This is a genomic window from Kitasatospora sp. NPDC088742, from assembly GCF_055584905.1.
Genome location: NZ_JBVJLD010000052.1, coordinates 49,775 through 66,343 on the forward strand (window position 1 = coordinate 49,775; position 16,569 = coordinate 66,343).

Below are 16,569 nucleotides of genomic sequence, written 5' to 3' on the forward strand. Positions count from 1 at the left end.
CCGCGCCAACTTCCCCCCGGGCGATGACATTTGTCATCGCCGACCCGTGCGAACGCGGCACCGACCGGTGATGCCGCGCACTGCCCGCGGGCCCCGGCCGACTGGAGGCTCGAGGGCATGGACAACAGCCACCGCGAGCCGCCCGCCATCGAGGCCACCGGCCTGCACCGCCACTACGGACCCGCCGGGGCCGCCGGCTTCGACGCCGTCCGGGGCCTGGACCTGACCGTCCGCCGGGGCGAGGTGTTCGCGCTGCTCGGGACCAACGGCGCGGGCAAGACCTCCACCATGGAGCTGCTCGAAGGACTGGCCGCCCCGACGGAGGGTCAGGTCCGGGTGCTGGGCCACGACCCGTACCGGGAACGGGCGGTGGTGCGGCCGCGGATCGGCATCATGCTCCAGGAGGGCGGCTTCCCGTCCGAGCTCACGGTGGCCGAGACCGGCCGGGCCTGGGCCGGGATGACCAGCGGGGCCCGGCCGGTGGACGAGGTGCTGGAGCTGGTCGGGCTGGTCCACCGGCGCACCGTGCGGGTCAAGCAGCTCTCCGGCGGCGAGCGCCGTCGGCTCGACCTCGCGCTGGCCCTGCTCGGCCGCCCCGAGGTGCTCTTCCTGGACGAGCCCAGCACCGGCCTGGACCCGGAGGCCCGGGCCGGCGTCTGGCGGCTGGTCCGCGAACTGCGGGCGCTGGGCACCACGGTGCTGCTCACCACGCACTACCTGGAGGAGGCCGAGGAGTTGGCCGACCGGCTGGCCGTCATGCACGCCGGACGGATCGTCACCCGGGGCACCGTGGCCGAGGTGATCGCCGGACGGCCGTCCCGGATCTCCTTCGAACTGCCGGAGCGCGAGGGCCGGTTCGAGGGGCTGACGCTGCCTCAGCTGGCCGCCGCCGAGCTGCGGACCGAGGGCCGCCGGATCACCGTGCAGACCCCGGACCTCCAGGCCACCCTGACCGAACTGCTCGGCTGGGCCGCCCGGCACGAGGTCCCGCTGGCCGGGCTGGACGCCCGCAGCGCCTCGCTGGAGGAGGCCTTCCTGGCCATCGCCTCCGGCGCCACCGCCGCCGACTCCCCCGCCCCGGCCGCCGGGACCGCCCGGACCACCGAGACCGTCACCACCGGAGCCACCCGATGAGCGCCGTCACCGCCGCCACCGCGCGCACCACCGCCGCCACCCGGATGCTGGCCCTCGGCCGGGCCGAGACCACCCTGCTGCTGCGCAACCGCACCGCGCTGTTCACCGCGCTGGCGCTGCCGCCGCTGATGACCCTCGCGCTCAGCGAGCCGATGAAGGAGCAGGGCGACCACTTCCCCGGCGTCCCCGCCGCGGCCCTGGTGGTCACCGGGCTGCTCGGGATCGTCCCGCTGTTCGTCGTCTACTACAACCTGACCTCGGCCTACGTGGCCCGGCGCGGCGAGCTGGTGCTCAAGCGGATGCGCACCGGTGAGGCCCGGGACGCGGAGATCCTCGGCGGCACCGCGCTGCCCTCGGTGCTGCTCGCGCTGACGCTCAGTCTGGTGCTGTGCGCGGCCGGTGCGGTGATGCTGGACCTGTCCGCGCCAGCCGATCCGGTGCGGGTGGTGCTCGGGGTGCTGCTCGGCCTGGTGCTGCTGGTGCCGCTGGCGGCGCTGTCGAGCGTGATCACCAAGACCGTGGAGAGCGCCGGGCTGACCACCCTGCCGCTGCTGCTGCTCAGCCAGTTCGGCTCCGGCATGATCATCCCACTGGACTCGATGCCCGGCCCGATGGCCACCGTCTGCCGGCTGCTGCCCACCACCCCGGCCTTCCAGCTGGTCCGGGACGGCTGGACCGGCACCACCGGCTGGGGCGAGGCCCTGCCCCAGCTCGCCCTCGCGCTGGCCTGGACAGCGGCCACCGGCTGGGCCGCGCTGCGCTGGTTCCGCTGGGAGCCCCGGCGCTGACGCCTGATAGGAATTCCGTACCGAACGCACCGGAGGAGGGACCGTGGAGCTGCGCCGACCGCTGCGCCGCTGGCGCGCGCTGGGGAAGCCGCAGCGCACCGAGCTGTACGTCCGCTGGTCCTGCTACTTCGCGCTCTCGGCCCAGCCGTTCGCGGTGCTCGGCGCACTGGGCAGCGGGGCCGAGGGGATGCCGGTGCTGACGCTCCGTCTGCTGCTGGTGGCGATGCTCGCCGGGACGGTCCTCTCCGTCCTACTGTTCCGCACCGGGCTGGCCCACTACCTGGGCCGCCGGGGCCTGCCGACCGGCCTGCTGACCGTCGCCACCGCGCTGACCGCGGTCATGGTCTGGCTGCTCGCCCTCACCGCCGGTCCGGCGCCGGACGCGGCGGCCGGGCTCGGCCCGGTGCTGGTGATGTTCTGGTACGCGCCGGTGTCGGTGACCCTGCCCGTCCGCCGGGGCGCCGCGCTCTGCGGGGCGATGCTGCTGAGCGTGCTGGCCGCGCTGCTGGCCTCCGGGGCGCCGCTCGGCACCGGGCTCGGCGTCTGCACGGTGGTGCTGCTCGGCTGCGTGTTCTTCGGCATGACCTGCCGCTCCTCGGCCTGGCTGGCCGGGGTGGTCTGGGAGTTGGACGCGGCCCGGGAGACCCAGGCCCGGCTGGCGGTGGCCGAGGAGCGGCTGCGGTTCTCCCGGGACCTGCACGACGTGCTCGGCCGCAACCTCACCACCATCGCGCTGAAGAGCGAGCTGGCCTCCCGACTCGCCCGCCGGGGGCGGCCGGAGGCGGCCGACCAGATGACCGAGGTGCAGCGGATCGCCCAGGAGTCCCAGCGCGAGGTGCGCGAGGTGGTCCGGGCCTACCGGAGCGCCGACCTGCACGCCGAGCTGACCGGGGCCCGCTCGGTGCTCCGGGCCGCCGACGTGGACTGCGAGGTGGACCTGGCCGGGGCGGACCAACTCCCGGTCACCGCCCAGTCGGTGCTCGGCTGGGTGGTCCGCGAGGGGACCACCAACGTGCTCCGGCACAGCGAGGCCACCCGCTGCCGGATCCGGCTGCGGGCCGGCGGCGGCCAGGCCCTGCTGGAGATGACCAACGACGGGGTGCCCGAGCACCCCGCCACCGCCCCCGGCACCGGCCTCACCGGGCTGCGCGAGCGGCTCGCCGTGTACGGCGGGCAGCTGGCCACCCCGCCGGCCGAACCGGGCTGGTTCCGCCTCACCGTGGACCTGCCGCTGACCGCACCCGCCCTCTCGCTGGAGACCACCGGATGACCGCGCCCGTACGACTCCTGCCCGTACGACTCCTGCTGGCCGACGACGAGCACCTGATCCGCGGCGCGCTGGCCGCCCTGCTGGCGCTGGAGGAGGACCTCACCGTGGTGGCCGAGGCCGCCTCCGGCCCGGAGGCGCTGGCGATGGCCAAGGCGCACCGGCCGGACGTCGCGGTGCTGGACCTGCAGATGCCCGGGATGGACGGGATCGAGGTGGCCACCGAGCTGCGCCGGGTGCTGCCGGAGTGCCGGACGATGATCGTCACCGGCCACGGCCGGCCCGGCTACCTGAAGCGGGCCCTGGAGGTCGGGGTGCGCGGCTTCCTGCCGAAGACCGTCTCGGCGGCCGACCTGGCCGGGATCATCCGCACCGTGGTGGCGGGCGGCCGCTACGTGGACCCGGAGCTGGCGGCGGACGCCATCGCGGCCGGGGAGAGCCCGCTCACCCCGCGCGAGACGGACGTGCTGGAGCTGGCCGCGCACGGCACCTCGGTCGCCGAGATCGCCGAGCGGGCCTCCCTGTCGGCCGGCACGGTGCGCAACTACCTCTCCTCGGCGGCCGGGAAGCTGGGCGCCGAGAACCGGCACGCGGCGGTCCGGATCGCCCGCGAGCACGGCTGGATCTGAGGAGCCGTCAGGAACGGCCGGGGCCCTCGGTGGGGCCCCGGCCGTCGTCGCGTCACTGCCAGGTGTTGCCGGTCAGGCGCTCGTACGCCTCGACGTACTTGGCCCGGGTGGTGGCCACGATCTCGGCGGGCAGCGCCGGCGGCGGCTGCTCGCTCTTCCGGTCCCAGCCGGAGGCCGGGGAGTCCAGCCAGTCCCGGATGAACTGCTTGTCGAAGGAGGGCTGGGCGCGGCCCGGCTGCCAGAGGTCGGCCGGCCAGTAGCGGGAGGAGTCCGGGGTGAGCACCTCGTCGCCGATCACCAGCTCGCCGTCCAGCAGGCCGAACTCGAACTTGGTGTCGGCCAGGATCAGACCGCGCTCGCGGGCGATGTCCCGGGCCCGGGAGTAGACGGCCAGGGTGGTCTGACGGAGCGTCGCCGCCAGGTCCGCGCCGATCCGGCGGGCGGTCTCCTCGTAGGAGACGTTCTCGTCGTGCTCGCCGACCTCGGCCTTGAGGGCGGGCGTGTAGATCGGGGCGGGCAGCTCGGAGCCGTCCTCCAGGCCCGCCGGCAGGGCGATGCCGCAGACCGTGCGGTCCTGGCGGTACTCGACCAGGCCGGAGCCGGTCAGGTAGCCGCGGGCCACGCACTCCACCGGGGCCATCTCCAGCGCCTTGCAGATCAGCGTGCGGCCCTTCCAGTCGGCGGGGGCGCCGGCCGGGAGCTCGGTGGAGATCACGTGGTTGGGCACGATGTCGGCGATCCGCTCGAACCACCAGAGCGAGAGCTGGGTGAGGACCCGGCCCTTGTCCGGGATCTCGTTGGGCAGCACCCAGTCGAAGGCGGAGGTCCGGTCGCTGGCCACCATCACCAGGTCGCCGTTGGCGGCCCGGTAGAGGTCGCGCACCTTGCCGGTGTGCAGGTGTTCCAGACCAGGTACCTGGACCGGCTCGGGCTTGGTGACAAATCCGCTCAAGGTCGTCTCAGTCCTCGGGTGGAAGGGGTGCGGGGGCTCCGAGTCTTTCACGTACGCCGGTGCCCCCGGGCTCCGGCTACTGCGGACCGGCCTTGCAGAGCCGGTCCAGCAGGTTGGCGGTGGCCCGCTGGATCCGCTCGTCGGTGTGGCCCGGGCGGTCCAGCGCGGGCGACCAGGCGAAGGTGCCGGAGGCGAAGACGTAGGCGCCGCTGGGCGCCCGGTAGAGCGAGCTCTCCTGGTACCGGACCTTGCCCTCGGCGTCCCGGTACGGCGAGTGCGCCAGCAGCACCCGCTCGGTGTGCTCGGGCAGCGCCACCCTCGGGAAGTAACGGTCCGCCTCACCCGCCACCAGGCCCGGCAGTTCCTCCCCCTCGCGCAGGCCGGTGCCCTCCCAGAGCCAGTGGCCGGTGTGCCGGGCCACCAGCGGGACGGGCGTCGGCACCCGGCCCGCGTACTGGACGCCGAGCAGCCGCTGCTCCGGCTCGCCGGCGTCCCGCCAGAGCGCGCTGCGGGCGCCCGGCACCCCGGCGGCCGGGTGGTCGGCCGGGACGCGCTGGCGCTTGCGGCAGTTGAGCAGCCGGTGCGGTTCGCCGGACGGGCCCGGCGTCAGCTCGACCCGCCAGTACAGCGAGTTCGCGGAGAGGAAGACCAGCGAGGTGCCGCCGTCCCTGGCCCCCTCGACGGCGCGGCGCATCGGCTCGGACCAGTACTCGTCGTGGCCGGGGAAGACCATCGCCTTGTACCTGGCCGGGTCGACGTGCCCGGCGTGCAGGTCGGTGGCGGTGGCGTAGGCCAGGTCGTAGCCGTAGCGCTCGGCCCAGCGGATGAAGTCGTAGGCGTGGCCGACGTGCAGCGGCAGCCCGGCGCCGGCGTGCGGGCGGTCGAAGGAGACCGTGACGGCGGCGTCCGCCTCGCCGAGCAGGCCGCCGGTCTCGTCCCAGGCGTGGTAGAGGCTGGCGCCGTGCAGGCCGTCCTCGGGGAAAAGGTTGTAGGCCTGCCAGGTGACGTCCGGGAGCACCAGCAGCAGGTCGGCCGCCTGCTCGAAGTCCCGTACGGTGAACGGGATGTGACTGCGGTGCAGGTTGTCGGCGGTGGTCAGCACCGCGACGTAGGCGCCCGGTCTCCAGTGCAGCGGGACCTGCAGCCGCCAGGACTGCCACCAGTGGTGGCAGGAGACGGTGCGGCCGACCACCAGCGGGGCTGGCTGGGCCAGGCCGGAGATCAGCGGACTGGCCGTCATGTGGTGGGCGCCGTCACCTCCGTAGTGGCCGATCCGGTAGACGTCCACGGTGAAGCCGCGGGGCGGGTTCACCGTGACCCGCAGGTCCACCGAGCCTCCGGGGCGGACCACCCCGGCCGAGGCGAAGCCCTTGATCTGCTGCACCACGTCGTCGGCGTTGGCCGGGGTGCCGACCGGGGGCTTGGGGCGCGGGGCGGCCTGCGGCCGCTGGCCCGGGGCGTCCAGGCTGACGTACCAGGGCACCGCACCCTCGATGCCGGCCACGTAGTGGTCCGGACTGCGCAGCCAGGGCAGCGGGCCCTGGCCGAACGGGTCCGAGACCCCGTGCTTGAGCGTCCCCGACTCCCAGCGGCGGTTGAGTTCCGTCCCCACGCGCGCCCCTCCCCCTCGCACCGGCCCGGCTCGGCCCCCGGTGGCATGTGCCACGTGGATGTGCGTGCGGACCAGCACACCACAGTGCTGGCGCTGCGTCACCCCACCGTAGCAACAAGTGTTGTTGAAAATTGGTTCGTGCCGAACCGATTGCCTGACCGGGGCATGACGGCTCGTCAGAGCCTCACCGAGCCCGCCGTCCTGAGCCCGGCCGACTCCAGCCAGGCCCGCAGCGGGGCGTCCTCGCCCTGCTCCACCGCCTCGACCACCAGGGCAGCCAACTCGGGCCTGCGGGCGCCCGCCAGCAGCAGCACCGGGCCGTCCAGCCAGTCCAGACCGGGGCGGCCGGACCCGGCCTCCAGCGCCGTCAGGCAGACCAGCGCGGTGACGTGGTCGGCCAGCAGGTCCCGGCCGGTGCGCACGACCTGCAGCGGGGGCGCGACCTGCCCGTTGCGCGCCACGTGCGCGGCGAGTGCTGCCGCGAGGGGCTCGCCGCCGCCCTCCGCGAGCCGGGTCAGCACCAGGTGCAGCGCCGGGCCGGGCTCCTCGGGCGCCCGCTCGCCGAGCACCGCGCGCAGCGCGGCGGCCTGGCCGCGCCAGCCCTCCTCGACCACCTCGGCCGGGTAGTCGGCCCAGGCCAGCTCGCGCCAGCCCGTCCCGACCGTGCCCACCGGCTCGCCGAACAGCACCTCGGCGGCCAGCAGCGAGACCGCCGCGTCCACCCGGCCCGGCTCCTCCAGCAGGTCGCAGGCGGGCCGGTCGCCCAGCCGGGAGCCGTAGCCGTCGGCCAGCCGGTCCCGGCGGGACAGCTCGGTGAGCGCGGAGACCACGCCCGCGTTCAGGTGGGCCGGGTGGCGGCCGAGCCGCCAGGCCGGGAGGGCGACCCGGGTGAGCAGCCTGTCCCAGCCCGCGTAGGCCAGGCCGACCTGCTCCTGGGCGGCGATCCGCAGCCCGTAGTCCACCGACTTGGCCTGCTCGGAGGCGGCGGCAGCGACCGCCCGCTCCAGCTCGGCCGCATGCTCCCGGCAGGCCGAGAGCAGCAGCCGGGTGAGCCGGTCCAGCAGCGCCCCCGGCAGCGCCCGGGGGCCGCCCCGCTCGCCGAGCGAGGCGTCCAGACCGCGCAGGAAGCGCCGGGCGGCGGCGATCTCCGGATCGGCCGAGGCCGCCGTCCCCGCCACCACCGGGGCCAGCAGCGCGCGCAGCTCCCCGGCCCGCATCCACCAGAGGAACGGGGAGCCGATCACCAGCACCGGGGCGGCCGCCCGCCCGTCCCGGCCGGCCCGCAGCTCGTCGCCGGCCGGGACGGACGGGCCGTCAACCCCCTTGCGGCGGCGGCCGGAGGGCTCCTCCAGCCAGCTGTCGCAGTCCGGGGTGAGCGCGATCGCGGAGGGTGCCGGGACCTCGAGGCGCTCGGCCAGGTCGCGGATCTGGCGGTACAGCTCCGGGGCCTCCCCCTCGGCCAGCGGCACCGCGGGGGTGCGCGGCGGCACCGCCCTGGCGTAGGCCCGGGCGGCCAGGCCGGCCGCCAGCAGCACCAGCGCGGCGACCGCGCAGACCACCCAGCGGACGGCGTCCCAGACCCCCGCGTCGGCCGAGCCGGGCGCGCCGATCCGGCCGGTGAACCGGCCGGCCAGCAGCACCACGGCGACGGCGACGGGCAGCGCGGCGGCGCCCAGCGCCAGCCCGCGGACCCTCAGCACGGCCTGGGCACGTGCGCGGGCTGCGTCGACAGCGGCCATGTGGCGCGGCACCCCCTTCGGGGCCCGGGCGGACCGCACCGCCCTCGGGGAGGGAAGCGGCGATCCGGACACCGGGCCGACTCGAAATGATCAGTATCCGACCGGGAGGCGACGGAGGCCGCCCCCGGTTGTGCATCGTGCGTGGCGCTTCTGACAGTTTTGACGCCCGTCCACGGGTGGGTGTTCCGGATCGCTACCGTTTCCACCCGTCCTGGTGACAACCACCACCCAGGACGCCACCGCCAGCTTCCCCCCGGCCGGGCCCGGACACCCGGCGGAGACCGCAGCGGCCGAGGGCCGCCCACGCGATCCAGCGCACCCTACGACCCGGGACACGGCCACGTCAGCCGGATGGTCACGGGATCACCCGAAGGGCTGGAATCCTGCCGCCGAGCGGTGCGGCGGCTCGACCTCCGGTCGAACGCGGGAACGGACCGCCGAACGACGGAGGGCGCTGCGTCCGGCGGGTGATCCGCCGGGCGCAGCGCCCTCCTCCTTCGGCCGGCCGGGGCTACTGCCCGGCGGCCTTCAACGCGATGCCGTCAGTGCGATGCCTTCAACGCGATGTCGGTGCGGTGCTGCCCGCCCTTGAGCGAGATCCGCGCGACGCCCCGGTAGGCCAGCTCGCGGGCCGCGGCCAGGTCGGCCCCGGTCGCGGTGACCGAGAGCACCCGGCCACCGGCGCTCAGCACGGACCCGTCCGGGCCCGCCGCGGTGCCGGCGTGCAGCACGAACGCGCCCTCGGCCTCGGCCTCGGCCAGCCCCTCGATCGGGTCGCCGGTGCGCGGCGCGGCCGGGTAGCCCTCGGAGGCCACCACCACGGTGACCGCGGCGCCCTCGTCCCAGCGCAGCGGCTCCAGCCCGCCCAGCGTGCCGTCGGCCGCGGCCAGCAGCACGCCCGCCAGCGGGGTGCGCAGCCGGGCCAGCACGACCTGGGTCTCCGGGTCGCCGAAGCGGGCGTTGAACTCGATCACCCGGGTGCCGCGCGAGGTCAGCGCCAGACCCGCGTAGAGCAGGCCGGAGAACGGGGTGCCCCGCCGGCGCAGCTCGTCCACGGTCGGCTGCAGCACCGTCTCCAGCACCTCGTCGACCAGGCCCTCGGGGGCCCAGGGCAGCGGGGAGTACGCGCCCATGCCACCGGTGTTCGGGCCCTGGTCGTCGTCCAGCGCGCGCTTGAAGTCCTGCGCCGGGACCAGCGGCAGCACGGTGGTGCCGTCGGTGATGGCGAACAGCGAGACCTCGGGACCGTCCAGGTACTCCTCGATCACCACCTGCTCGCAGGAGGCCGCGTGGGCCAGCGCCTCGGCCAGGTCGGAGGTGACCACCACGCCCTTGCCGGCCGCCAGGCCGTCGTCCTTCACCACGTACGGGGCACCGAATGCGTCCAGCGCCTCGGCGGCCTCCTCCGGGGTGCGGCAGACGTAGGAGCGCGCGGTGGGCACGTTGGCCCCGGCCATCACGTCCTTGGCGAAGGCCTTGGAGCCCTCCAGCTGGGCGGCCTCCCCGGACGGGCCGAAGACCGGGATGCCGGCCGCCCGGACGGCGTCCGAGACACCGGCCACCAGCGGGGCCTCCGGGCCGACCACGACCAGTTCGGCGCCGAGCTCGCGGGCCAGCGCGGTCACGGCCGCACCGTCCAGCTGGTCGACGGGGTGGACCGTCGCCACCTGCGCGATCCCGGCGTTGCCCGGGGCACAGTGCAGCGCGGTCACGGCAGGATCTTGGGACAGTGAGCGGCACAGGGCGTGTTCGCGGGCGCCGCCGCCGATGACGAGGACCTTCACGCCTGGAAGCGTAGTCGGTGGCCGTCCCGGCCCGGGGTGCGGGCCCCGTGGCAAGCTCCAGGCGGGGGCCGGTACAGGGCCCCGGAGACTGGAGGAAGCTCCAGCGGGTGCCTGCCCCGGGAAGCGGCAGGGTGGCCGGAGTCAGGGCCGTAGGACCGGACGGGCTCGCTCGGACGGGTGAAATCCGATCGGCCGCCGCAACTCTCCCACCTCGGGTCGATGGGGTGAATTCCGATAACGATCGCGGCCGAAGCGGCCACACGGTCAGCCATTCGGCGGTAAGAAGGTCTGTCGTACGGCCCCCGGCCACGGCCGGGGCACGGCACCATGGGGCAACCCGCACCCGCCCCTGGCGCCGCCGTCCGACACGGTGTCAGATCCGGCCGCCATCCCCCGATTCCGGCCGCCCGACACCCGACGCACCGTCAGGCCCGGCACCCCGCCAGGGCCTTCGCAGTCCGCCCGCCACAGGGAGCCCCACAGGTGAGCCAGCCGGAAATGCAGCCCGAGGAGAGCCCCTGGGGCAAGGACGTCGGTGAGGAGGACCAGCCCGTGGCCACCTCCGTCCCGGCCCCGACCCGCCGCCGCACCGACCTGAGTGCCCGCCAGTTCCCGCTCGGGGACTGGGGCGAGCCGGCCGAGCGGCTGGAGGAGCTCTACCGCTGGTCCGAGGAGCGTGCGGTCGAGGCCATCGACTGGTACCGCCGGGACCGGGTCTGGAAGCGGCGCTGGGCCCGCCTGCTGCGGTTCGGCGCCGCCGGCTTCGCGGTGGCCGGGGTGACGGCACCGCTGCTCTCGCTGACCGGCGCCTTCTCCTTCCACGCCTCCTGGGGCTACGTCGGGCTGACGCTCTCCGCCGCCTGCTTCGGCCTGGACCGGGTCTTCGGGCTCACCTCCGGCTGGATGCGGGACGTCTCCACCGCCCAGGCCCTGCAGCGCCGGCTGGAGACCTTCCAGTTCGACTGGGCCTCGGAGTGCGTGCGGGAGGTGCTCGGACCGACCGAGGGCACGGCCGGGGAGGCGGCGGAGCGGTGCCTCGGGGTGCTGCGGCGCTTCTGCGAGGACGTCTCCGACGTGGTCCGGAGCGAGACCTCGGAGTGGATGCTCGAGTTCCGGGCCGGCATGACCCAGCTGCCCACCCAGTCGCCCGGACCCTGGGGTGGCCGCACCGAACCCGGCACCGGAGCCCAGGTCCGGGTCCTCCCCCCGCCCGGCACCCGCCCCACCATGCCCCGCCAACGCCCCCCGGAGGGCCCGCTCCGCTGAGGGTGCCTCCGGCGGGCCGGGGGCGCGGGGAACTGCGCGAGACGGAAGAAAGCGACCCGTGTGCCGGGTACGGACCTTCACTTGCAAGTGGCTGTCCGTACCCGGCAGACGGGTCAGTGTCTTCCGCAGCGCGCAGTTCCCCGCGCCCCTGTCGGCGCAGCCGATTCCGCCTACGCGAAGACGATCATCGAGCCCTGGGTGACGCTGCGGGTGGCGGCGGCGTAGAGGCCGGCCCAGGCGTGGCGTTCGCGGGCGTAGGGGTGGAGGTCGTCGATCGGGGGCTCGAAGGGCTGCTCCAGCTCGGTGGGGGCGAGCGGGCGGGTGGGAGCCGGCGGGTCGAGCGGGTCGATGCCCAACACCGGTGCCACCGCCTGGAGTTCGCGCAGCAGCCCGTACGAGGACCCGAGCGGCCCGCCCTCGGCGAGCAACTCGTCGGCGACCAGCGGCAGTTGGAAGTCGATCGGGACGTACGCCCCGGCGTGGTCGAAGTGCCAGACCAGGTGCGACTGCTCGGCCGTGGACTCGAACATCTCCAGCAGCTGCTCGTAATCGCTGCCGAGCGCGTCCACCGGGGTGATCTGGAACCCGGTCAGCCCCAACAGGTAGGCGCGGCGCAGGAAGTGGAGCGAGTCGTAGTCGAAGGCGGCTATCGGCTCGACCGAGCCGCTCAGCTCCGCCGAGTACTGGTAGACCGGCACCGGCGGCAGCCCGTGCGCGGCGAGCGCAGCGTCGTAGCGCGCCAGGTCGTCCCGGAACGGGTTGTCGGAGCTGTACGTCAGGACGTCCACCAGCGGGACGAGCCAGAGGTCGCAGGCCATGGGCCGGCTCTTCCTCTCAGGGGGCGGGGCAACGGAGAGCCCAACCCTACTGCCCGGGCCGGGCCTCCCGGCGCGCGGCGGCCTCCTCGGCCGGCTTCCCGGAACGGGGGGCGGACGGGCGGCCGAAACGGCCCGGCGGGACGGCCCGCGGGAGCGGCACCAGCCCGTGGCCGACCTCCGGCCCGGCGGGTTCCTCGGCCGTCGGCGGCGCCGGGTGGCCGCCGCCCGGGACGGGCCCGCGCAGCAGGGGGAGCACGGCCACCGACTCCAGCGGGTGGCCGCCCAGTCTGGCCAGCAGCTCGACGGTGAACAGGTTGTACTGGTTCACGATCCGGTGCGCACCGGCGATGTCGCGGGCCTCGATCCGGTCCACCAGCTCGGGGTGGCGGTCCCAGCAGACGCCCTCCATGGAGTCGGCGGCGCGCAGGTAGGGGGCGGCGTACATCCAGGACTGGACGCGCAGCCAGCCGAGGTAGCCGGCGATCCGGCTGTTGTCGAGCAGCACCGCGGCCTCGTGCCAGAACCGCAGGTCGCAGCCGACCAGGACGTCCAACTGACCGGCGCGGGAGGCCCGTTGGGCCGCCTCGGCGCGGCGGCGCAGGGACGGGAGACGGTGCCAGTCGTAGCGGCTGACCCGGTCGTGGAGCTGCCGCAGGGCGGAGTCGGTGAGCAGGGTGCGGGCCTCGAAGATCTCCAGGAAGTCCGTCCAGGAGAACTCCGGGACGGTGAAGCCCCGGTGGTGCTCGGCCCGGAGCAGGCCCTGCGCGGCCAGGTCGACCAGCGCCTCGCGCGCGGGGGTGGCGGAGACCCCGTAGAGCTCGGCGATCTCCTTGACCGTGAAGTTGCGGCCCGCCTCCAGGCGGCCGGCCATCATCTCCTCACGGAGCGCGGCGGCGATCTGCTCGCGCAGACTGTTGCGCTGGATCGCCGGACGGCCGTCACCGGGGAGTCCCAGGATGCTGGACATGCGGTCGTGGGGCTCCTCTCCGGCTCTGCGCTGACCCTCGGCCGGCCCGGACGGGAACACGACCAAGGCTCATCTTCTCAAATGCGACCAGCTGGTGCGCAAGAGCCTCACCGCCTCCATATCCGGACATTCGACCGTGTCCGCAGGTCAGCGCTGTTCCCGGCCGCTGCCACCGGGCCCGGGCCACCGCTCGGGGCGGCCCGGTGGCCGTGCGTGACGGCCGCCCGGGACGAGGTCAGCGCTGGACCGGGGCCGGAATGCCCAGCAGGCGGTCCCGGAGCACCGGGAACTCGGCCCGCGCCTTGGCCGCCCCGGCGGCGTCGAACTCCACCGTGAGCACCTCCTCGCCGGCGCCGGCCTCGGCCAGCACCTTGCCCCACGGGTCCACCACGATGGAGTGGCCGCCCTGCTCCACGCCGGCGTGCGTCCCGGCGGTGTTGCAGGCCAGCACGTACGCCTGCTCCTCCACCGCCCGGGCCCGGGCCAGCAGGGTCCAGTGCTCGCGCCGCCGCTCCGGCCAGGCCGCCGGGACCACCAGCAGCTCCGCCCCCGCGTCCAGCAGCGCCCGGAACAGCTCCGGGAAGCGCAGGTCGTAACAGGTCGCCAGGCCGAGGGTGCCCAGCTCGGTGGTGGCGGTGACGATCTCCTGCCCCGCCCCCATCGCGACCGCCTCACCGCTGTCGAAGCCGAAGCGGTGGATCTTGCGGTACGTCGCGGCCAGCTCGCCGTCCGGGGCGAACAGCAGCGAGGTGTTGTAGATCGGGCCGTCCGGATCGCGCTCCACGATCGAACCGGCGTGCAGCCACACCCCGGTCGCCCGGGCGGCCGCCGACATCGCCTCGGCGGTCGGGCCGTCCAAGGGCTCCGCCCCGTCCGACCAGGCCTCGTACGCGAACCCGCCGAGCGGCCACAGCTCGGGCAGCACCACCAGGTCAGCGCCCTCCTGGGCGCGGACCAACGCGGCTGCCCTGGCCCGGCGTTCGGCCACCGGCTCGGCGTCGGACACGGCGAGTTGGATCAATGAGGCGCGCACACTACCACCGTCCATGGGACCAGTCCTACGATCGTCACCCGAAAGCGCTGCCCTGCTGTCACCCGGCAGCGTAACGTGCGGGTAGCGCCCGCGCGGGGAAGCCCCGATCTTGGCGCGGAGGTACGGAACTGACGGAGGGCCGGAGAATCCCGTGACCGACAACGAGACGACCGTGCAGAGCTGCATCGACGCCTGGACACAGTCGATCGAAGCGATATCCGAACTCGTCGCCGGACTTCCCGGTGACGCCTGGAACCGCCCCACCGAGTGCCCCGGCTGGTCCGTCCGCGACATCGTCTCGCACATCATCGCGCTGGAGTCCGAGCTCCTCGGCGACCCGCGTCCGATCCACTCCCTCCCCTCCGACCTCCGGCACGTCACCGGCGACTTCGCCCGGTACATGGAGCTCCCGGTCGACAAGCGGCGCTGCCACACCTCGCCCGAGCTCACCAGCGAGCTGGAGTACACGATCATCCGGCGCTCGCGCGCCCTGCGGGACTCCCGCCACCAGCCCGAGGACCTGGTCCGCTGGCCGGCCGGCCCGCTCTCCCGGGACGTCCCCTACCTCACCCTGCTCCGGCTGCGCGTCTTCGACGTCTGGGTGCACGAGCAGGACCTCCGCCGCGCCCTCGCCCTCCCCGGCAACCTCGACACCGCCGCTGCCCGGATCGCCCGCGACCAGCTGCTCAGCGGCCTCCCGCGCACCGTCGCCAAGTCCGCCGGCGCCCCCGCCGGCACCACCGTCGCCCTCGACGTCACCGGCCCGCTGGAGTTCTTCCGCACCGTCCGGGTCGACCAGGACGGCCGCGCCACCATCGACGAGACCGTCACCCTCGCCCCCACCGTCTCCCTCGCCATGGAATGGGAGACCTTCCTCCGCCTCTCCTGCGGCCGCGGCAAGCGGGGCCCCGTCACGGTCGACGGCGACCACGAACTCGCCGACCGCATCCTCGGCCACTTCGCCGTCACCCCCTGAGGCGCGCCCCGGCGGCGCACGCGGGGTGGCGCACCTCGCGCTTCCGTGCGGCCGGGGCGGGCCAGTACATCACCCGTTCGGCCTTGTTGTGCCAGACAGCCCATACCTCCGAACAGAATTGAGGGGCTGTCACATGAACGAGTCGATGGAACTGGTCCGCACCAGCTTCCCCGTCACCGGCCAGCCGATCCGGGTGGTGATGATCGACGGCGAGCCGTGGTTCGTCACGGCCGACGTCTGCGCGGTGCTCCAACGGACCAACCCCAGCTGGGCCAGCCGCATCCTGTCGCCGGAGGACACGCGCACCGTCGACATGCGCACCGTATGCCTCACTTCAAGTGAGGCATACGACGTTCCCGCAGGTCAGAAAGCCTCCGTGCGGGGGAATCCCTACCTCAACGTGATCAGCGAGGCGGGTCTCTACCTGCTGATCATGCGATCGAGGAAGCCCTCCGCGCGTGGGTTCCAGGCCTGGGTCACCGCCGAGCTGCTGCCGTCGATCCGGCGGGGCGACACCGACGTGCCGCACCAGCAGCAGCGGATGGCGGAGACCCTCGCGGAGGCGATCGGGCAGCAGGTGCACATCGTGGCCGAGGTCCAGCAGGACGAGGGCCCCGACTTCCACGTCCGCTCGGACGGGACGGTGCACTGCCGCCACGGCGAGATGGAGTTCCGGGTGCCGAGCCGTCAGGAGGACAGCGGGCCGCCCTTCGGCGGGTACTTCCAGTGCCTCAGCTACGAGCGGGTCGGCATCCGCGGCGGCAAGGCGATCCCGCGCTGCGAGAAGCTCAAGCTGGTCGACCTGGTCCGGCGCCTCAACGCCCGGCCTCCCGCGCCCGAGCCCTCCCTCGGCGGAACGGTGCACGGCAAAGTCGGCCCGTTCCGGTTCACCACCGGGCCGGACGAGTTCGTCGACCTGATGCGGCGCAGCGGTCTGCTGTAGCGGAGCAACACGCCTTCACCCTCAGAAGTCCTGAGGGTGAAGGCGTTTCCATACCCTCGGACCGTCCTACGGTTTCGTCGTTCTCGCAGGTCGGAAACCCTACGCGACCTTCCGTCGGAGGTGCAGGATCATCCCCGTCCCGAAGGCGAGCGGCACGTACAGCCAGCACAGCGCCCAGCGGTACGCCTCCGCCGTGTGCGCCGCCCCCGCCGGGGTGAGGGTGTCGAGGAGGAGGCCGACGCCGAGGAGGGTGGTGACGATGCCGAGGAAGCCGCCCATGTTGGCGATGCCGGTGGCGGTGCCGAGGCGGGTCGGGGGGTTGTGGGCGCGGGCGTAGTCGAGGCCGACCAGGGAGGCGGGGCCGTTGGCGCCCATCACCACCAGGAGGGTGACGAGGAGCCAGGTGGGCGGGGTGGCGCCGGGCCAGGCGAGGACGGCGGCCCAGGTGAGGGCGGTGGTGGCGATGACGGTGAGGGTGATGGGCATCCGGGCCCGGACGGTGCGGAGCAGGATCCGTCCGAGCAGGAGGGCGAAGACCATGTTGGAGAAGACCAGCAGGGTGAGCAGGCCGCCGGCCTCGCCGCGCGAGAGGCCCTGACCCTCCACCAGGTACGGCATCCCCCAGAGGAGTCCGAAGGCGCCCGCCGGGAACGCGGTGGTG

General features: G+C 74.4%; 15 protein-coding genes. 7 read left to right on the forward strand and 8 right to left on the reverse strand.

The features are described 5' to 3' along the window. Positions 1–117 precede the first annotated feature (117 nt). Genes ACZ6ZR_RS31380 through ACZ6ZR_RS31395 form a run of 4 tightly spaced genes read left to right on the forward strand, consistent with a single transcriptional unit; the run spans position 118 to position 3,818 of the window. Positions 118–1,134, forward strand: a complete 1,017-nt coding sequence (locus tag ACZ6ZR_RS31380; RefSeq protein WP_465648130.1) for an ABC transporter ATP-binding protein — start codon at positions 118–120, stop codon at positions 1,132–1,134. Continuing rightward, positions 1,131–1,922 (forward strand): ABC transporter permease, encoded by a 792-nt coding sequence (locus ACZ6ZR_RS31385; protein WP_465648132.1) that lies wholly within the window; start codon positions 1,131–1,133, stop codon positions 1,920–1,922. Before ACZ6ZR_RS31380 ends, ACZ6ZR_RS31385 begins: the two co-directional genes overlap by 4 nt. Positions 1,923–1,965: 43 nt before the next feature. Further along, positions 1,966–3,192, forward strand: coding sequence for a sensor histidine kinase (locus tag ACZ6ZR_RS31390; RefSeq protein ID WP_465648134.1), 1,227 nt, complete (start codon positions 1,966–1,968; stop codon positions 3,190–3,192). After that, positions 3,189–3,818: a response regulator gene (locus tag ACZ6ZR_RS31395; RefSeq protein ID WP_465648136.1), complete on the forward strand. Its 630-nt coding sequence runs from the start codon at positions 3,189–3,191 to the stop codon at positions 3,816–3,818. Before ACZ6ZR_RS31390 ends, ACZ6ZR_RS31395 begins: the two co-directional genes overlap by 4 nt. A gap of 52 nt (positions 3,819–3,870) precedes the next feature. Here the strand turns inward: ACZ6ZR_RS31395 and ACZ6ZR_RS31400 are convergent, their stop codons facing one another. The 4 genes from ACZ6ZR_RS31400 to purD all read right to left on the reverse strand — a co-directional run bounded on the left by ACZ6ZR_RS31400 (position 3,871) and on the right by purD (position 9,905). Then, positions 3,871–4,770: a phosphoribosylaminoimidazolesuccinocarboxamide synthase gene (locus tag ACZ6ZR_RS31400; protein WP_465648138.1), complete on the reverse strand. Its 900-nt coding sequence runs from the start codon at positions 4,768–4,770 to the stop codon at positions 3,871–3,873. A 76-nt stretch (positions 4,771–4,846) separates the two neighbouring features. Beyond that, on the reverse strand, positions 4,847–6,382 hold the full coding sequence (locus tag ACZ6ZR_RS31405) for a N,N-dimethylformamidase beta subunit family domain-containing protein (protein ID WP_465648140.1): 1,536 nt from the start codon (positions 6,380–6,382) through the stop codon (positions 4,847–4,849). A 176-nt stretch (positions 6,383–6,558) separates the two neighbouring features. Beyond that, positions 6,559–8,121 carry a hypothetical protein gene (locus ACZ6ZR_RS31410; RefSeq protein ID WP_465648142.1) on the reverse strand — a complete coding sequence of 521 codons (1,563 nt, stop codon included), beginning with the start codon at positions 8,119–8,121 and terminating at the stop codon, positions 6,559–6,561. A gap of 542 nt (positions 8,122–8,663) precedes the next feature. Beyond that, the gene (purD, locus tag ACZ6ZR_RS31415) at positions 8,664–9,905 is read right to left on the reverse strand and encodes a phosphoribosylamine--glycine ligase (protein WP_465648144.1); all 1,242 of its coding nucleotides are present in this window, start codon (positions 9,903–9,905) and stop codon (positions 8,664–8,666) included. Positions 9,906–10,388: 483 nt separating this feature from the next. Here purD and ACZ6ZR_RS31420 point away from each other — a divergent pair, with 483 nt between their 5' ends. After that, positions 10,389–11,171: an SLATT domain-containing protein gene (locus ACZ6ZR_RS31420; RefSeq protein ID WP_465648146.1), complete on the forward strand. Its 783-nt coding sequence runs from the start codon at positions 10,389–10,391 to the stop codon at positions 11,169–11,171. A gap of 170 nt (positions 11,172–11,341) precedes the next feature. On the opposite strand, the gene ACZ6ZR_RS31425 is transcribed toward ACZ6ZR_RS31420, so the two are convergent. From ACZ6ZR_RS31425 to ACZ6ZR_RS31435, 3 genes are all read right to left on the reverse strand, one after another. After that, positions 11,342–11,989 carry a hypothetical protein gene (locus tag ACZ6ZR_RS31425; RefSeq protein WP_465648148.1) on the reverse strand — a complete coding sequence of 216 codons (648 nt, stop codon included), beginning with the start codon at positions 11,987–11,989 and terminating at the stop codon, positions 11,342–11,344. Between the two features lie 46 nt (positions 11,990–12,035). Then, positions 12,036–12,956 carry a GntR family transcriptional regulator gene (locus ACZ6ZR_RS31430; RefSeq protein ID WP_465648150.1) on the reverse strand — a complete coding sequence of 307 codons (921 nt, stop codon included), beginning with the start codon at positions 12,954–12,956 and terminating at the stop codon, positions 12,036–12,038. Positions 12,957–13,191: 235 nt separating this feature from the next. Then, on the reverse strand, positions 13,192–13,989 hold the full coding sequence (locus tag ACZ6ZR_RS31435; RefSeq protein ID WP_465648160.1) for a carbon-nitrogen family hydrolase: 798 nt from the start codon (positions 13,987–13,989) through the stop codon (positions 13,192–13,194). Between the two features lie 151 nt (positions 13,990–14,140). Between ACZ6ZR_RS31435 and ACZ6ZR_RS31440 the strand changes: the two genes are divergently transcribed. Both ACZ6ZR_RS31440 and ACZ6ZR_RS31445 read left to right on the forward strand, forming a co-directional pair. Beyond that, a complete protein-coding gene (locus tag ACZ6ZR_RS31440) occupies positions 14,141–14,965 on the forward strand; it encodes a maleylpyruvate isomerase family mycothiol-dependent enzyme (protein ID WP_465648152.1) in 825 nt (274 codons plus the stop codon). 133 nt (positions 14,966–15,098) lie between these two features. Next, the gene (locus ACZ6ZR_RS31445; RefSeq protein ID WP_465648154.1) at positions 15,099–15,908 is read left to right on the forward strand and encodes a BRO-N domain-containing protein; all 810 of its coding nucleotides are present in this window, start codon (positions 15,099–15,101) and stop codon (positions 15,906–15,908) included. Positions 15,909–16,007: 99 nt separating this feature from the next. Here the strand turns inward: ACZ6ZR_RS31445 and ACZ6ZR_RS31450 are convergent. Then, the coding region (locus tag ACZ6ZR_RS31450; protein ID WP_465648156.1) for an MFS transporter at positions 16,008–16,569 on the reverse strand (562 nt) is incomplete at its 5' end.

Bases quoted from the DNA above. Each gene is read 5' to 3' on its own strand.
- ACZ6ZR_RS31425 (WP_465648148.1), bottom strand. From the start codon at position 11,989: ATGGCCTGCGACCTCTGGCTCGTCCCGCTGGTGGACGTCCTGACGTAC.
- ACZ6ZR_RS31410 (WP_465648142.1), bottom strand. From the start codon at position 8,121: ATGGCCGCTGTCGACGCAGCCCGCGCACGTGCCCAGGCCGTGCTGAGG.
- ACZ6ZR_RS31445 (WP_465648154.1), top strand. From the start codon at position 15,099: ATGAACGAGTCGATGGAACTGGTCCGCACCAGCTTCCCCGTCACCGGC.
- ACZ6ZR_RS31380 (WP_465648130.1), top strand. From the start codon at position 118: ATGGACAACAGCCACCGCGAGCCGCCCGCCATCGAGGCCACCGGCCTG.
- ACZ6ZR_RS31395 (WP_465648136.1), top strand. From the start codon at position 3,189: ATGACCGCGCCCGTACGACTCCTGCCCGTACGACTCCTGCTGGCCGAC.
- ACZ6ZR_RS31385 (WP_465648132.1), top strand. From the start codon at position 1,131: ATGAGCGCCGTCACCGCCGCCACCGCGCGCACCACCGCCGCCACCCGG.
- ACZ6ZR_RS31430 (WP_465648150.1), bottom strand. From the start codon at position 12,956: ATGTCCAGCATCCTGGGACTCCCCGGTGACGGCCGTCCGGCGATCCAG.